14 protein-coding genes are annotated in these 15,774 nt (G+C 53.2%); 5 read left to right on the top strand and 9 right to left on the bottom strand.

Going from position 1 to position 15,774, the window contains the following annotated elements; translation table 11 throughout:
- Window positions 1-102 precede the first annotated feature (102 nt).
- The 4 genes from PCH05_RS16545 to PCH05_RS16530 all read left to right on the top strand — a co-directional run bounded on the left by PCH05_RS16545 (window position 103) and on the right by PCH05_RS16530 (window position 6,431).
- Window positions 103-2,712 carry a xyloglucanase gene (locus PCH05_RS16545; RefSeq protein WP_127603956.1) on the top strand — a complete coding sequence of 870 codons (2,610 nt, stop codon included), beginning with the start codon at window positions 103-105 and terminating at the stop codon, window positions 2,710-2,712.
- A 201-nt stretch (window positions 2,713-2,913) separates the two neighbouring features.
- The gene (locus PCH05_RS16540; protein WP_127603860.1) at window positions 2,914-3,528 is read left to right on the top strand and encodes a hypothetical protein; all 615 of its coding nucleotides are present in this window, start codon (window positions 2,914-2,916) and stop codon (window positions 3,526-3,528) included.
- A 275-nt stretch (window positions 3,529-3,803) separates the two neighbouring features.
- Complete coding sequence (locus tag PCH05_RS16535; RefSeq protein ID WP_127603858.1) at window positions 3,804-5,963, top strand: ATP-dependent Clp protease ATP-binding subunit; 2,160 nt, start codon at window positions 3,804-3,806, stop codon at window positions 5,961-5,963.
- A 216-nt stretch (window positions 5,964-6,179) separates the two neighbouring features.
- Window positions 6,180-6,431: a hypothetical protein gene (locus tag PCH05_RS16530; RefSeq protein ID WP_127603856.1), complete on the top strand. Its 252-nt coding sequence runs from the start codon at window positions 6,180-6,182 to the stop codon at window positions 6,429-6,431.
- 308 nt (window positions 6,432-6,739) lie between these two features.
- On the opposite strand, the gene PCH05_RS16525 is transcribed toward PCH05_RS16530, so the two are convergent.
- The 6 genes from PCH05_RS16525 to pqqA form a co-directional block, all read right to left on the bottom strand.
- On the bottom strand, window positions 6,740-7,693 hold the full coding sequence (locus PCH05_RS16525; RefSeq protein ID WP_307719545.1) for a dipeptidase: 954 nt from the start codon (window positions 7,691-7,693) through the stop codon (window positions 6,740-6,742).
- The gene (pqqE, locus tag PCH05_RS16520) at window positions 7,680-8,825 is read right to left on the bottom strand and encodes a pyrroloquinoline quinone biosynthesis protein PqqE (RefSeq protein WP_127603852.1); all 1,146 of its coding nucleotides are present in this window, start codon (window positions 8,823-8,825) and stop codon (window positions 7,680-7,682) included. Before pqqE ends, PCH05_RS16525 begins: the two co-directional genes overlap by 14 nt.
- Window positions 8,816-9,091, bottom strand: coding sequence for a pyrroloquinoline quinone biosynthesis peptide chaperone PqqD (gene pqqD / locus PCH05_RS16515; protein WP_164766679.1), 276 nt, complete (start codon window positions 9,089-9,091; stop codon window positions 8,816-8,818). The genes pqqE and pqqD overlap by 10 nt, the downstream gene beginning before the upstream one ends.
- Window positions 9,091-9,801, bottom strand: a complete 711-nt coding sequence (gene pqqC, locus PCH05_RS16510; RefSeq protein WP_246049662.1) for a pyrroloquinoline-quinone synthase PqqC — start codon at window positions 9,799-9,801, stop codon at window positions 9,091-9,093. The genes pqqD and pqqC overlap by 1 nt, the downstream gene beginning before the upstream one ends.
- Before the next feature lie 6 nt (window positions 9,802-9,807).
- Window positions 9,808-10,719 (bottom strand): pyrroloquinoline quinone biosynthesis protein PqqB, encoded by a 912-nt coding sequence (pqqB, locus tag PCH05_RS16505; RefSeq protein ID WP_164766678.1) that lies wholly within the window; start codon window positions 10,717-10,719, stop codon window positions 9,808-9,810.
- Between the two features lie 64 nt (window positions 10,720-10,783).
- Window positions 10,784-10,855, bottom strand: coding sequence for a pyrroloquinoline quinone precursor peptide PqqA (gene pqqA / locus PCH05_RS28105; protein ID WP_371860557.1), 72 nt, complete (start codon window positions 10,853-10,855; stop codon window positions 10,784-10,786).
- 236 nt (window positions 10,856-11,091) lie between these two features.
- Between pqqA and PCH05_RS16500 the strand changes: the two genes are divergently transcribed.
- Window positions 11,092-11,541, top strand: coding sequence for a WGxxGxxG family protein (locus PCH05_RS16500; RefSeq protein WP_127603846.1), 450 nt, complete (start codon window positions 11,092-11,094; stop codon window positions 11,539-11,541).
- A 122-nt stretch (window positions 11,542-11,663) separates the two neighbouring features.
- Here PCH05_RS16500 and PCH05_RS16495 read toward each other — a convergent pair whose 3' ends face one another.
- From PCH05_RS16495 to PCH05_RS16485, 3 genes are all read right to left on the bottom strand, one after another.
- Window positions 11,664-12,785: a carboxypeptidase-like regulatory domain-containing protein gene (locus tag PCH05_RS16495; RefSeq protein ID WP_127603843.1), complete on the bottom strand. Its 1,122-nt coding sequence runs from the start codon at window positions 12,783-12,785 to the stop codon at window positions 11,664-11,666.
- Window positions 12,786-12,886: 101 nt separating this feature from the next.
- The gene (locus tag PCH05_RS16490) at window positions 12,887-14,632 is read right to left on the bottom strand and encodes a pyrroloquinoline quinone-dependent dehydrogenase (protein WP_127603841.1); all 1,746 of its coding nucleotides are present in this window, start codon (window positions 14,630-14,632) and stop codon (window positions 12,887-12,889) included.
- A 144-nt stretch (window positions 14,633-14,776) separates the two neighbouring features.
- The gene (locus PCH05_RS16485) at window positions 14,777-15,670 is read right to left on the bottom strand and encodes a hypothetical protein (protein ID WP_127603839.1); all 894 of its coding nucleotides are present in this window, start codon (window positions 15,668-15,670) and stop codon (window positions 14,777-14,779) included.
- Window positions 15,671-15,774: the final 104 nt, after the last annotated feature.

Raw genomic sequence — 15,774 nt, 5'->3', positions numbered from 1 at the left:
GCGTTTTCGGCAGCAGAAGGAGGAAGAAAAAAGTGTAAGCAAGTCAGTCATTTATGAAAACGCTTTCTGTATCTCGATACCTTTCTAAGGAGGCAAGTCATGATGTTGAAAAAGACGCTGAGTTTGGTTCTCGCCGCCGCTATGGTCGTGCCAATCACTGTGGCCGGAACGCCAGCTGCTCCAGCACTGGCTGAAAAAGCGCAAGAGAAGAAGCCATCCCCTGGGCAAGCCTACAGCTGGGATCGCGTGAAAGTGGTCGGGGGCGGATTCATTCCCGGCATTATTTACAATCCCGGAGAAAAGGATCTGATTTATGCCCGGACGGATATTGGCGGAGCTTATCGCTGGAACCCGTCAACGCAGTCCTGGGTTCAACTGCTGGACTCCGTCAGCTTTAAGGAATGGAACATGCTTGGCGTGGATACGCTGGCTACGGACCCGGTAGACACGAACCGATTGTATGTAGCGTCCGGAACGTATACCAATGATTGGACGGACATGAATGGCGTTTTGCTTCGCTCGACGGACCGGGGGGACACCTGGCAGCGCACCGAGCTACCTTTTAAATTGGGAGGGAATATGCCGGGCCGGTCGATGGGGGAACGTCTGGCTATCGATCCCAATAATAATCGCGTGCTGTATATGGGGACGAGAAGCGGAAACGGTCTATGGAGAAGTACCGATTACGGGGTGACCTGGAGCCGGGTGGACAGCTTCAAGGCAGTAGGCAACGTGAAAGATTATTATAATGATCTCGTCGGCGTCGTATGGGTGACCTTTGACCCGTCGACAGGCAGCAAGGGCACAACGACGCAAACCATCTATGTTGGCGTGGCGGATACGGAGCACAGCATATACCGGAGCACGGATGGCGGGAAGACCTGGGAGCCGGTGCCGGGACAGCCTGAACAGGGCTATCTTCCTCATCATGGCGTGCTGTCCGCTAACGGTCATCTTTACGTAACTTACGCGAAGGAGGTTGGTCCTTACAACGGCGGCGAAGGGTCGGTATGGAAATACGACACGGCTGCCCGGACATGGACGGATATCAGTCCGACCGGAGCAGGCTCGACGGACAGCCCTTACGGGGGACTGGCGGTGGATGCGCAGCATCCGGACACCCTCATGGTAGCCACGATGAACAAATGGTGGCCGGATGAGTTCATATACCGCAGCACGGATGGAGGCAAGACATGGAAGTCATTCTGGACGCTGGATTATTCCAAGGACCCGGTACGTCAGAATCAATACACCATCGATTATTCGCTTGCCCCTTGGCTCGACTGGGGAGAAAAGAAAAGCCTTCCGGAGCAAAATCCGAAGCTCGGCTGGATGATCGGGGATCTGGAGATTGATCCGTTTAATTCGGATCGCATCCTGTATGGAACCGGCGCTACGCTGTATGGTTCGAGCAATGTGACGGCCCTGGACCAAGGTCAAAACGTCAACATATCCGTCATGGCCAACGGGATTGAGGAAACGGCTGTTCTGGGCCTGATCAGTCCGCCCTCCGGCGCTCATCTGCTGAGCTCCATGGGGGATATCGGAGGTTTCCGGCATGAAGATCTGACCAAGGCTCCTTCCATGATCACGAATCCGTATCTGGGTACCAGCACCGATATCGATTACGCCGAATTGAATCCGGACATGGTCGTACGTGTCGGTAACAGCGACGGCGAGAATCCGCGGATGGGCATTTCTACGGACAACGGAAAGACCTGGAAACCGGCGGCCAATGCCTGGGCTGCGGTGAAGGATGATGCAACGCAGGGCGGCCATGTTGCCGTAGGGGCAAACGGGGGAACCATCCTGTGGAGCCCGGCGAATTCGGAGGCTCCGAAGCCGGTAAGCTACTCTACGGATCAGGGAGCGACCTGGAAAATATCCAGCGGCATCCCGAGCGGCGCGAGCATATCCTCTGACCGCGTGAACCCGGCTCTGTTCTATGGCATCGCAGATGGTGATTTTTACGTCAGCAGAAACGGCGGGGCATCTTTTACGAAGACGGCTTCGGGGCTGCCGACGAATTTGACGAGCAACTTCAAGGCCGTGCCGGGCGTGGAAGGGGATATCTGGATCGCGGCAGCCGCAGACAACAGCAAAAAGAATAGCCCGTACGGTCTGTGGCACTCCACCAATGCCGGTCAATCGTTTGAGAAGATGAATCAGGTTCAGGAGGCTGCTTCCATCGGTTTCGGCAAGGCAGCTCCCGGCCAGAAATACATGGCTCTCTATACGAATGCCACTATCCATGGCAAGCAAGGCATCTATCGCTCGGACGATGCAGGCCGGACCTGGATTCGCATCAACGACGACCAGCATCAGTTCGGATCGGCGAATGCGGCGATTACCGGCGATCCGAGAATATATGGTCGCGTCTATCTGGGAACGAACGGCTTGGGCATCGTGCTGGGCGACACGGCTGCGGGGCAAGATACCACGCCGCCTGTGATTTCGCTCGATAACACGAATAAAACGGTACATAATCGAAACTACGTGTTATCCGGTAGAGTCAATGAAGCGTTGCTGAAAGCATCCTTGACGGTCACGCTGAATGGCGGTAAGCCGCTGCAGGTGAAGGTCTCAAACGGAAAATTCAATCAGAAGCTGACCTTGTCCAAAGGGGTAAACCGGATCGCGCTGGAAGCGGTCGACCTGTCGGGAAACAAGTCCAGCTTCAATATCCAGGTGGAGTACAACGCGAAAAAATAGCCGCAAAAAGGAGCATCTGGCGATGCTCCTTTTTTTGTTAGAGTAAGGCAGACGGAAATTCCCGGGAACGGAGCTTCAGGGTTTACGATTTCCATAAAGTAACTTACAATATATACAAATTATGACATTCGATTATGTGAGCTTGGAGCGCTTAGCCATTCGAATGACGAAGGCAACCAAAAAGTACGAAATGGGGGAAACATGAAAACAGGGCTAAAGCTTTTGATGGTCTGTTCCGTTTTGATTTTGCTGCTCGGCGGCTGCAGTTCACGGCCTGAGGCGGATACGCTTGCGGTGATCCAGGCGCAGAAGGATTCTAACTATGCGGAAATGTTTAATGCCTTATCTCTCGGCAATGTTTTCGATTATAACCTGAGCCTGCCGCATGCCGACAAAACCTGGGTTGAAGTATGGGTGGAAGGTTATAAAAAGGGTAAAAAAATGCAGGAATCGCCGCTGATCTCGCTCTCCTACGGTTTCGCTCCGTCCCAAACAAGCGCAGGCGCTTTAGGGTGGGGGATCGTAAACGAAGGCGGAGCGCAGAAGTCGATGATTTTATACGCTCCTGGAGCCGGGACGGGATTAAGCAGCGTACCCGAGGTGATCGATAAGAATCTTTCATCGATGATGGGCTCCGTCATAGGGGATCAAAAGCTTGAATTAAAAGCCGGCGATTCCGCGATATTGGCGGTATGGCGGCAGAATGAATCCGGCGGTTATCAGACGTATGGTCCGGAGCAACTGGAGGAAATGCTGCAAACAGATACAGTAACGCTGGTGCTGAAGATCAAGGTGGATACGAAAAATCCGAAGTGACTTCAACGGCACATCATTTACTCGGGCAGTGTATACCTTTGAACTACGGGCAACCGCGATGGAGGCTGGTAACAGCCGGCACCATGCGCAGCTGCTCGTTTTTTGCATGCATAAGAAATCGAAATGAAAATTTTCAAAAGATTGTTTTCACACATATTGACATCTCTGTTCCATGCGGTATAATAGTCAAAGAAAGTCAAAGTCAAAAAATTTGATCAAAACATCAATCGTATTTCCAAACCATTAGCATCAAACCAGAAAGGGGCAATGGATCTATGCGTTGTCAACAATGTAATGCCAATGAAGCTACTGTAGGACTGAGCTTTACCGTGAATCAGAAATCAGAACGTTTATATATATGCCAGGAATGTTATGCAAAAATGAACAGCGGGATCCCGTTCCACGCGGGCTTCGGCTCTTTGGGCATGTCGCCGATCGATGAATTCTTCAAAGGCTTCATGCAGCCGCCGCAATTCCAGCAGGATGCAAACGTCGCGAATGGCGCAGCAAGCCGCGCCCAGGGCCGTGGCGGCCAGCGCGGAGACGGCATGCTGGATCAGCTGGGACGGAATCTGAACGACGCGGCGAAAGCAGGTCAAATTGATGCCGTGATCGGCCGTGACGAAGAAATTGAACGAGTCATTGAAATTTTGAACCGCCGCAGCAAAAACAACCCGGTGCTGATCGGTGAGCCAGGGGTAGGTAAAACGGCCATCGCCGAAGGCCTCGCCCTCCGTATCACGGAAGGCAAGGTACCTGCCAAGCTGCGTAACAAAGAGGTTTACTCGCTGGATGTGGCTTCGCTGGTTGCCGGCACCGGCATCCGCGGCCAATTCGAGGAGAAGGTGAAACAGCTCATATCCGAGCTGCAGCAGCGCGAGAATGTTCTGCTGTTCATCGACGAGATCCATCTGCTGGTCGGTGCAGGCTCGGCCGAAGGCTCGATGGATGCAGGCAATATCCTGAAGCCGGTATTGGCACGCGGCGAGCTCCAGGTCATCGGGGCAACCACCTTGAAGGAGTATCGCCAAATCGAGAAGGATGCCGCTCTGGAGCGTCGTTTCCAGCCGGTCATGGTCGATGAGCCGACCGTTCAGGAAACGATTGAGATTCTGAAGGGGCTCCGTCCGAAATATGAAGAATTCCACGGCGTCCATTATTCTGACGAGACGATTGCCGCCTGCGCGCAGCTGTCCCAACGGTACATTCAGGACCGCTTCCTGCCGGACAAGGCGATCGATCTGCTCGACGAGGCAGGCGCCAAGCTGAATTTGCGGATGTCGGATAGCGGACAGGGACAGCTCCAGGCCCGCTTGGAGCAGGTGAAGGCCGAGAAGGATCAGGCTACCCGTGCTGAAAACTATGAAGTTGCGGCCCGGCTGCGTGATGAAGAAAATGAGCTGCTCCGCCGCTTGAACAGCGCTGAAGGACAGCCAAATAATACGGCAGAGGTCAGCGTCGAGGATATCCAGCATATCATCGAACGTAAAACCGGGATTCCGGTCGGCAAGCTGCAGCAGGATGAGCAAAGCAAGATGAAGAATCTTGCCGAACGTCTGGGCATGAAGGTTATGGGGCAGGCGGAAGCGGTTGAGAAAGTGGCCAAGGCCGTACGCCGCAGCCGTGCCGGATTGAAGCCGAAGAACAAACCGATTGCTTCCTTCCTGTTCGTCGGCCCGACTGGCGTTGGTAAAACCGAACTGTCCAAGTCGCTTGCGGAAGAACTGTTCGGCCAAGCGGATGCCATGATCCGGCTTGATATGAGCGAATACATGGAGAAGCATTCCGTTTCGAAGCTGATCGGTTCGCCTCCGGGATATGTCGGCCATGAAGAAGCCGGCCAGCTGACGGAACGCGTACGTCGCAATCCGTACAGCATTATCCTGCTCGATGAGATCGAGAAGGCGCATCCTGATGTGCAGCACATGTTCCTGCAGGTGCTGGACGACGGACGTCTGACGGACAGCCAAGGACGGACCGTGAGCTTCAAGGACACCGTCATCATCATGACGTCGAATGCAGGCATCACGGAGAAGAAGATTACCGTCGGTTTCTCGGCTTCCGATTCGGTTCAAACCAGCTCGATCCTGGATTCGCTCGGCGCGTACTTCCGTCCGGAATTCCTGAACCGGTTCGATGCCATCATTCCGTTTGCTTCCCTGAAGGAAGACGTGCTCGTACAGATCGTGGACCATATGCTGGACGAAATCGTCAGCACCATGGGTGAGCAGGGTATCACGCTTCACATATCGGACGAAGCGAAAAAGAAACTGTCCGAGCTCGGCTACAACCCGGCCTTCGGAGCACGTCCGCTGCGCCGCGTCATCCAGCAGTACGTGGAGGACGGCATCACCGATCTGGTGCTGGACGAGGGAAATGTTACGCATATCAACGTGGAAGTTCTGGATGATGCCATTCAGGTCATCAAGGGCTGAATTTGAAGCACGTCTGACAGCTGAATAGGATCTCCAAAGAATACGAAGCAGCGGCATAAGGGAACACTCTTGTGCCGCTGCTTCTTTATTTCGGGCCTTTAAGCATAATCGTTTTTGTCCTCAACATATAATCGGTTTTAGAGAGAAGGATGTCGTCTTAGGTCGAGGGCATGTACTCGAGCCTATATGAAGTCAAATTGACAGGAGGCGCGGAAAATGGGTAAAACGTACTTGAAGTCATCCGTTAAAGGTGCAGTTATGGGGGCTTCGATGACCGGTGGCTGGCTGCTGGCAGACCTGCTTCTTCCGGAGCCGTGGGGGGATGTCGTCCTATATGCGGCCATGGCAGTCCTCAATGTAGGGATCGGGTGGAAGATTGGCAAGATGTTCGACCGGCAGGAGTCGGGAAAAGAAAGCACCGAGGCTATGGAATTGAAAAGTACGGCCAGCTTCGAATCCCAATCATAAATGGGGCCGGGGATCCGCGTGCTTAGGTGCTTAGCGGATGCAGTCAGCTTGGCGTGAAGCATACAAAAAAGACAAGGAGCCGGCGAGTAGCCATCGGCTCCTTGTCTTTTTTAAGATTATAGAATTTATAAATTTCAGCAAAGCTGAACCATTCTATAATCGCAAGAAAAATTTCCGCTAAACGCGGTCTGTCTTCTTTGAAGGTACGTCGATAGACGTTTTTCTTATCAAGCAAGAAAAACTTCTGCTGATGGCGGTCTGTCTCCTGATAAATTACGTCTTCTTATAAGGCTTTTACGTATGCGAAATTAGTCCGTGAATTGGTTGTCTTCCGGTAAATGATCCATGTAGAAGTCAAACCAATTTTTATAGATAAATCGTTCGACATCTTGTTCGCTGTAATGCTTCTGAAGTAAATCGACCAGCCGATCATACTTCCCCGCATGCTCCAGGCCGGCGATCTTTTCTTTGATCCCGTCAAAATCTGACCCGAATCCGATATGGCGGCTGCCGCCAAGCGAGCAAATATGGTCGATATGAAACAATATATGATCCATCTCAGCCGGTTCTTCAGCATGCACGAACGAAGGTACAAAGGTGATCCCGATGACTCCGCCGGTCTGGATGATCGAAGCAATCTGCGCATCGTTTAGATTCCTGAGCCGCGGACATACATGGCTGGCATTGGAGTGAGAGGCAATAAAGGGCTTTTCGGATTGCGATGTTAACTCCCAGAAGGCCGTTTCGGACAGGTGCGATACGTCGAGGATCATGCCGAGACGGTTGCATTCCCGGATCAGCTTCAATCCTTGAGACGTAAATCCGCCTTTGCGCGGCTCCAAAACGCCGTCCGCCGCCCAATTTGCATAATTCCAGGTGATGCCGACATTCCGGACGCCCAAGTAAAATAAGATTCTGAGATAAGTCAAGTTTCCCTGCAGCGCATCCACGCCTTCAAGCGACAATAAAGCCCCGATCAATCCTTCACGTTGAGCCAGCTTTAAATCATTCTTCGTCCGAATGCCTCGGATCTGTCGGTTTGAAAGAATACGTTCATGAAATAAATCAATGCTTTCCAGGATATGACGATAGTTTCCGGAAAATTTCGCGGGTAAATAGAGGGCGAAGTTTTGGAATCCGATGTTGGATTCCAGCATCCGATCGAGCGTGACATCCAGCCGGTCCTTTTCCTGGCGGAAATCAAGCTCGGGGTCTTCCAATAGCTTGCTCAGCACATCGCAGTGGGCATCAAATATTTTCACCGGCAATGCCTCCGTTCATGACCGGCCTGCCGCGATAGGCATAGGAGGGGAAGAGCTCCCCAGGTTCAGCGCTTGCTCCGGCATGGTCTTCTGCGTTCATCGTGGAGATGAATTCGGTAATCATATGGTGATGGGGTGACCGTTGGCATACAGGATCGGCTTGCCCGGAGTCGCCTGTTAATAGATAAGCCTGACAGCGGCAGCCCCCGAAGTCCCGAAAGCGGTGTTCGCAGCTCCGGCAAGGTTCGGACATCCAATCCTGCCCCCGGTATGCATTGAAAGCGGCGGATTCTTCCCAAATCCACTTTAACGTCTTTTCTTTTACCGAATCGAATTTCATCGTCCGGATACTCGATGCTGCAGTGCAAGGCAAGACTTTCCCGTCGGGCGTCACGGTCATCGATATGCTGCCCCATCCCCCCATGCAGGGCTTCGGGAATTCCTCATAGTAATCCGGGATCACCCAAATCAGCTCCATTTGTTGACCGAAGCGTTCTTTGGCACGCGTGTAAGCTTCCTCGGCCGCTGCAAGCTGGGCCTTTGCCGGCAGCAAATGCTGGCGGTTCAGATAAGCCCAGCCGTAATATTGGGTGTTTGCCAGCTCCAACCGCTCCGCTCCCCATGAGGCGCAAAGCTCGATGATATCCTCCACAAGGTCGATATTTTGCCTGTGAAGCACGACGTTCATATGTAACGGAAGACCTGCAGCTCGAATCCATTGTGCGGCTTTTTGTTTGGATTCGTGGGCCCTGGAGCCGGCGATCGCGTCGGCGAGTTCCGCCGTAGGCGCCTGAACGCTCAATTGAATGCTATCCACCCCTGCGAGCGCAAGCTGGCGGATGCGTTTTTCCGTAACGCCCACACCGCTGGTGATTACATTGACGAAAAAACCTAATTCGCGGGCCCGCCGGATCAGCTGCTCCGCGTCCGGTCTCAGCAGCGGTTCCCCGCCCGTCAGGTGAAGCTGCACGATGCCGAGGTCATGCGCTTCTTCCCATACGTTCATCCAATCCTGTGTAGACAATTCATGTTCTCTTCTGGAAAGCTCGACCGGATTCGAGCAGTACGCGCAATGGAGGGGACAGCGATGAGTAAGCTCTGCGGTAAGCGCATAGGGAATCGCTACTTCCATGTTTCCACCCACCCCCGATCCGCCGCCTGCGTCAGAAAATCGAGGACATCCGCTTTCAGATCCGTTTGATTGTATTTCGTCTGCAGCTCCTCGATGATTTGATTTACCGTCCGCTCGCCGTCGCACAGCCAAAGAATGGCCCCTGCCGTAGGATTCAGACGAATGACGCGTTCCGGCAGAAGAAGCAGATCGGTCTGTCTGGCTTCGTCAAACTTCAAACGGGCCGGGCGGCGCAGCCTGAGCTGCTTCGATAGCTCCTCTGTCATCATCGCTCGTCCTCCGCTATGGGATAAGCCATTAGAAGCGCATCCAGCATCGCCCACAGCACATCGCATTTGAAATGCAGTGCGGCGATCGCTTGATCTTGATCACTGCGATCTTTGCATTCGCGCAATACGAGCCCCAGTCCATGGTCCGCGTCGCGGGGCGCCTGGTGCAGCCTGGCCTTGAAGTACTCAAGCCCCTCCGGCTTGATCCACGGATACAGCTGTTCAAATATGGCGATACGATGCGAGATCAGCACGGGCGCAAACATTTCCGTTAAAGAAGAGGCAACGGCGATGAGCCAAGGCTGAAGTCGGCAGAAGTTTACATAGGCATCCACCGCGAATCGAACGGCCGGCAGCACGTGCCGCTCATCCAGCATTTCCTCTCTCGGAATTCCGACCGCCTCGCCAAGACGGATCCAGGCCTCGATTCCGCCTTCATGCTCCGCAGTTCCGTCATGGTCCATAATGCGCTGAATCCATTTACGCCGCTCTTCCTTTGAGGGCAGTTTGGAAAGAATGATGGCGTCTTTCACCGGAATGTTCTTCTGATAGTAAAAGCGATTCGCCACCCACGCCCGAAGCTGTTCGGGGCTTAGCTTTCCTTCATGCATACGTACATGGTACGGATGCTTGTCGTGATATCGCAGCTCTCCGACTTCACGTAATTTCATCGTTAATTCTTCATTGGACAACAAATAAGGGTTCACGTACGTCTAGACCTCCAATTCCAAACCGTCATAGCCGACCTCCAGTCCGAGTTCCTTGAGCGTTCGGCTCTCCAGGGAGCCTTCATGAAGAATCGGGTTGGTGTTGTTGATGTGAATGTAGATTTTTCGACCGGACCGGCGGATAAGACGCTCCAGGCTGCCATTCGGACCGGCGATTGGGATATGACCCATATCGGAAGCGTTCAAATCGGAAATGCCCAAGCGTTTGATTTCATCCGGGTGCCAAAAGGTTCCGTCCATGAACATGCAGTCGGCATGCTCCAATTGCTTATCCAGTTCCTCCGTCCATAATTCAACGCCGGGTGCATATACAGCCGTCCCACCCGTGCGCTGGTCCACGATCTTGTATCCCATGACCCAAGAGGAGCGCTCAGGCTCTCTTGTTTGCAGGGCGGAAGCATATCGTGGAGGCTTGCAGCCTAAATGAAACGGATATAGAATTAAGTTTCCCCCAAAAAGTGGAAAAGATTCTCCGGGATTCGCGATTGACCATCGGAACGCTGCATAAGGCTCAAGAATTTGCCGGATAGGAAAGGCCTCTTGCAGAGCCTGCATCACCGGAGGGGCTGCATACACCTCGATTTCCGCGGATTCCCTTAATTGAAGCAGCCCGATCGTATGATCCAGCTCCGCATCGGTCAGCAGCACGCCCTGGATCGGGGAGCTGCGAATCGTAGGCCCGGGTTGAAGCTCATCATGGGCTTCGATCTGAGCATGGATATCCGGAGTCGCATTCAATAGATACCATGACTTGCCGTTATCGCTAATGGCCAGAGAATTATGCATGCGAGTGCGAAAAAAACGTTGGTTTTCCCTTGCGGAGCGGCAGTTGGGACAGTTACAGTTCCATTGCGGAAAGCCTCCTCCTGCCGCGGACCCCAGCACTTTCAGAAACATGTTTCTGTCCTCCCCAAAAAAATAGATGCCGGATTGCTCCGGCATATGGCTGCGATGCTGTTGCTTACTTTTGATAGGCGTATGCCGTCACCTCAGCACAAACCTCAACGACTTCAAACTCAGGCTTAACCCACATTCCCTCACCCCCTTGAAGCTCATGTGCCCGACATCGTTCATGAGGAAAAGAAGCTTCGAATTCATTGTTATATCCTATGTACCTTTTTGGCATTCTATAACAATGAACAGCCGCTTGGATTTCCCGGGCATCCCCCGGAGGCTGTAAGGGACAGGCGTCAATCCGATTGCATAAGACCACAACGCTTGAGACACAATAATTCAAGGAATAACAATCTTACTCAAGAGGTAGGTATCATGATGAACAGACAAATCAAAAGTGTTTTATTGGCCGCAAGTCTGTCTTTGATGCTGACGGTTCCGGCCTATGCCCATGGAACGGCGGAAGATGGCGGCAACGGCGGACTGGGCAACGGGATGGGGACCATGGGGACGAAAACGTCCGATGGTTCCAACTACCGCATAAACGAGGTTGGAACAGGCGGGAATTACGATGTGAGCGTCTATGGGACAAGTACAGGAAGCCAGTATTGGAATACAGATCATCGAATCGAACCGAATGGGGTTCGAACAAATCAGTACGACGGATATCGCACGAATTCCATTACGGACCATACGGATAACAGATTACACACCACTTCAACCGCAACAGGCCGGGACGGCGGAAGCTGGGGATGGCTTGGTCTGCTTGGCTTATTCGGGCTCCGCGGATTGTGGGGCAGAAGAACGGAAGACGAGCGGAGATAATCTGCTGCTTATCCGATTGTAAAAACAGGATCGATGCTATTGAAGAGCCCTGACCTCCACCAAGGTCAGGGCTTCACTTTGCCCGGAAACCGGCAAATCATCTGCAGGCTTCCTTACAAGACTTACAAGACAGGCATGATATGTTTCGGATCCTCTTCATCCGGATGAATGTAGTTGGCGGGAAGCGTATCTCCCCAAGAGAGGCGTTCCTTCACAAATTTCGAGGCTGTGGTTTCGAAAAAAGCCGGCTTTTGCTCCCATGCTTTTTTGGAGACGGTTAGGGTGAAGTCCCCGTGTTTGTCCGGGATCGTCGCCGTATATGGAATATTTTCAGGCAGGTTAAGCCCGACGAGAACCCCGGTGTACATCGCACCCGCGGAGGTTACGCTGAACAAGGTTGGAGGCTTATCTTCAATAACCGTACCCTTTCGGGGCAGGGTAATATCGATCTCAACGCTCGTATTTTCGGGCATCTTGAACACCTTGCCTTCCGGCAGCGTATACCGCTTGGCCCCTTTCGTAACCGATAAATGGGTATCTTCGTCCTCAGGCCAATAATAAATGGAATAGTTGCCTTCCTCATCTGTGGGAGTCGATTTACCAAACCCCTCACCGTCATCTCGGTCAAACCAGACCACCGCATTCTTAACCGGATGGCCGTCCGCGTCCTTGACGACACCGCCCAGCCGGTATTTATCGACTTGAAAGTAAGACACGACATTGCCCTTACCGGGAATGATCTGTCCGGATACGTGAACCTGGGAAGGGTCCTGCCGGGACGGCTCAACCTTTTTTATCCGAATGGGATAATACACACTCACCGTTGCCGAAGCAGCTTGAAGCTCTTGCTCCATCTCCCCGCTCAGGGACTTGCCGGAAACGGTCGCCTGTTTGAGGGAAGCCACCTTCAACTTGATGTCGGACAGCAGGCTTTGGTCAACGGTCAACCGGAACGAACCATCCTTGCCGGTGATGATCGGATTCGTTTGGTTGCTTGGATGCAGCACGCCATTCGCGACAGGGAGATCGTCAATAAGCAGCCGCCCCTTAACGGAGGTCATGTGGGATCCGTCCGATTTCCACGGACTCAGCGAGAATACAGGCTTCTCGATTTCTAGCTGAACGTTATGTTTGGCCACCTGCGGCGGCGTTGGCGCTGGGGAGACGGATTGCGACGATTTCCCCTCGCATCCGCCAAGGCATAAAGGCAATAGAAGAATGAGCATGGCATGGGAATATTTCATCGTTTCGGCTTGCGCCCCTTTCTTACGAATAAAAATGGGGTAACGCTGTAACCAGCCTTACCCCGTGTACAGTTGAACCTGATTTGATGTTGGATGTTTCCTTATTTCTTTTGATGCGCGTTCGTATCCTCCGCAGTGCCGGCCTTGCCTTGCGTTTTGTCTCCACCCAGCCCAAACACGAAAGCCTTGGGCGTGGTTCCGCCGGTCGTGAACGCCATATATTGTTTATTGTCTACCGTAAAGATCGCCGGTGCGGCTTGAATGCTGCTGCCCGTAGTTTGGAAGGTCCAGATGACTTTCCCCGATTTAATGTCGATTGCATTGATTTTCCCGTCCAACTCGCCGTAGAAGGCCAGCCCGGAAACGGTACTGGTCAGGCCGCCGCGCATCGGGTCTTTGGTTTTAATCTGATACGCCTTTTTCCCGGTATTCACGTCCATGGCAGTGATGGTCCCGAAGGCCACGTCGTTTTCTGCCGCTAACATCGTCGTACCGAATGCAGCCGCCCCCGGCGAATCCGGGGTAGATGCTTCATCCTGATTTTTCGCCGATTTCAGGACAGCCCCCTGTTCAATGCCCGGGATCAGCACATAATTGGTTGCAGGGTCATACGTTTCGGGGGCGTAGTTCTCCCCGCCAAGTACACCCGGATACACCGTTACGCCCTCCGGCGTAGGCTTCGGATGATCAATCTTGGCAAAAGGAATGCCATCCCAGACGACTTTACCGGTTTTCGCATCCCATGCAAACCATTGTCCCGACTTCCCGCCCTGAACGACGATTTTTTGCTTTTTACCTTTTACTGTCGCATTAATAATCATAGGCGAGGCGGCGGCATCATAATCCCACAGGTCATGGCTGATTTCCTGCTTCGACCAGATCAGCTTGCCTGTTGCAGCATCGACCGCCACCACCGAATCGGTATGCGGGTTGGCGCCCGGTCTTGATTCGCCGTAAAAGTCGGGTGCAGGGTTACCGACCGCAAAATACATGATGCCCGTCTCTTCATCAATGGCAGGAGGGTTCCATACGGCGCCGCCGCCTTGGAATTTGCTGTTCGCAAGCCAGTCCTGGCCTTTCGGGGGAACCGTCCAGAATGGAGTATCCCAGGCAGGGGTCAAATCGCTTGCCTTGTAAGCATGGACGAAGCCGCGAATGCCATTATCACCACCGCTGCTGCCGATATAAATATTTCCTTTGTAATAAACGGGAGCCGTTGTTTCGTAGTATCCGTTCTCCAAGGTGACACCTTTGACGGAATCGGAGATCGGGACCATTTTGACGAGTTTACCGGTCTTTTGATCCAGGGATACGATTTGGTTGTCGATGGTGAGCATGAACACTTTGCCTTCGGCCACTGCAACCCCGCGGTTCGCGATAATTCCGGCCTTACTGAATGTGGCGGCTTGTTCGGCCGAAGGTTTCCAGTGCCAGATCTGGCCGCCGGTTACCGCATCAAAGGCGAAAACCTGGTTCCCCGAAGTGGTGATATACACGACGCCGTCGACGACGACAGGGTAGCATTGGTTTCCATTCTTGACGTCCTTGTCCAGCGCTTTGAGATCCGCGCTCCAAATGACGCCCAAATCTTTAACGTTCTCAGCGGTGACTTCCTTATAAGGTGAATGGCGCGTGTTGCTTAAATCAAAGCCGTATGTTCCGAAGTTTTCAAAAGATGTTCCCGTTACCTTCGCCGGTGTCGAAGGGGACGGCGTGCTTTCGGAAGGGTTTGGAGCGGGCGCAGGTTCTGTCTTGTTGGCGTTTTTGTTCGTATTGGTACTGCAGGCGCTTAAAACCAAGCTGGAGCACAAAATAGCGGCTCCGATTTTCAGGTAAGTTTGTTTCATCGAGGCAGTCTCCCTTTAAGTTATTCGGACACTTTTATGGTACTATTTCCATTCGTAACAAAAATCATTCACAAAAATCAGAAAGGAGCCACCCCCACAGCGCTTGGGGATGACTCCTTTCTGATTTTTACTTGAAACGGGCTGCTAATCCGCCTTTTTCTTGTCCTTGCCGCCCAGGTTGATGCCCACCTGCCCGTCATGGCTGCCGACGTTTCCGCCGATGTTGAAGCTGACGCCTTGGCCGCCGCCGATCTGCGCGCCGGCATGCGCCCCTAGGCCGTGGTCTCCGAAGACGGATGCCCCGGTGTGGAATTCCGCACCCTGGCCGCCGCCGATCTGGCTTTTCACATGGGCTCCGACGCCATGCTGGCCGCCGATCTGGGCATTGGTGTTAATGCCGATGCCGTCCTGCAGGCCGGCATGACCTTCCACTTGAGCCTGTATGCCGTATTTGCCGCCCAGCTGGCCGCCGGTTTCGAATTGGAAACCTTTGGTGTTGCTGTCGAGGTTGGCTTCGGATTGCATGTTCAGGCCATAATTCTCGTTGCCGACATGGCTGCTGATCTGATTGTTGATGCCATGTTTGTCTACCTGGGTCTCGGCCTGGAAGCCTGCTCCGTGCTTGCCTCCCACCTCAATCCCGGTATTCATCTTCACGCCTGGCTGACTTTCCGCCTTTACCTGTTCCGCCTTCACATTTTCCGCCTTCACGTTTTCGCTCATGATGGGCTCCGGCTGCGGCTGGAGCTTGATCTGAAAGCCTTTGGGAGTCGGCTCCACCCGATTGGGATCGGACTGCGGATAAGGGGCGGCATAGGAGAGACCGGGATACGGGGAGGGATACGCCGTATACACCGGATACGGGGAATAACCCGGGTATGCGCCCATGTAAGGATAGCCCCGTTCCGGCGTAGGCCAGAAGTAAAAGGACGGCGGGAACGGGCTGCGGAAGGTATAAGCATATGGATCGTACGTATAAGGAACCGGATATATATGCTGGAAGCCGGGCCCGAAGGGATAGCTGCTGCTTGTCGTCATGTCATGAACCTCCAATCAAATTTGATGATATAGCCTATTCACAAGAAAGTGAAATGACACATCGTTCATGATGTTTCGTTAGATTTGGAGGTTCAAGATGTCCG

The sequence above is a fragment of the Paenibacillus chibensis genome, assembly GCF_004001045.1.
GTDB lineage: Bacteria > Bacillota > Bacilli > Paenibacillales > Paenibacillaceae > Paenibacillus_AQ > Paenibacillus_AQ chibensis.
The sequence above is the reverse complement of the archived record's forward strand: the minus strand, read 5'-3'. Positions and strand labels throughout refer to the sequence as shown.

Excerpts from the sequence above, each read along its gene's own strand:
- PCH05_RS16545 (WP_127603956.1), top strand. The coding sequence starts at position 103 with ATGTTGAAAAAGACGCTGAGTTTGGTTCTCGCCGCCGCTATGGTCGTG.
- PCH05_RS16485 (WP_127603839.1), bottom strand. The coding sequence starts at position 15,670 with ATGACGACAAGCAGCAGCTATCCCTTCGGGCCCGGCTTCCAGCATATA.
- PCH05_RS16535 (WP_127603858.1), top strand. The coding sequence starts at position 3,804 with ATGCGTTGTCAACAATGTAATGCCAATGAAGCTACTGTAGGACTGAGC.
- PCH05_RS16530 (WP_127603856.1), top strand. The coding sequence starts at position 6,180 with ATGGGTAAAACGTACTTGAAGTCATCCGTTAAAGGTGCAGTTATGGGG.
- pqqB (WP_164766678.1), bottom strand. The coding sequence starts at position 10,719 with ATGTTTCTGAAAGTGCTGGGGTCCGCGGCAGGAGGAGGCTTTCCGCAA.
- PCH05_RS16490 (WP_127603841.1), bottom strand. The coding sequence starts at position 14,632 with ATGAAACAAACTTACCTGAAAATCGGAGCCGCTATTTTGTGCTCCAGC.
- pqqE (WP_127603852.1), bottom strand. The coding sequence starts at position 8,825 with ATGGAAGTAGCGATTCCCTATGCGCTTACCGCAGAGCTTACTCATCGC.
- pqqD (WP_164766679.1), bottom strand. The coding sequence starts at position 9,091 with ATGACAGAGGAGCTATCGAAGCAGCTCAGGCTGCGCCGCCCGGCCCGT.
- PCH05_RS16500 (WP_127603846.1), top strand. The coding sequence starts at position 11,092 with ATGATGAACAGACAAATCAAAAGTGTTTTATTGGCCGCAAGTCTGTCT.
- PCH05_RS16495 (WP_127603843.1), bottom strand. The coding sequence starts at position 12,785 with ATGAAATATTCCCATGCCATGCTCATTCTTCTATTGCCTTTATGCCTT.
- PCH05_RS16540 (WP_127603860.1), top strand. The coding sequence starts at position 2,914 with ATGAAAACAGGGCTAAAGCTTTTGATGGTCTGTTCCGTTTTGATTTTG.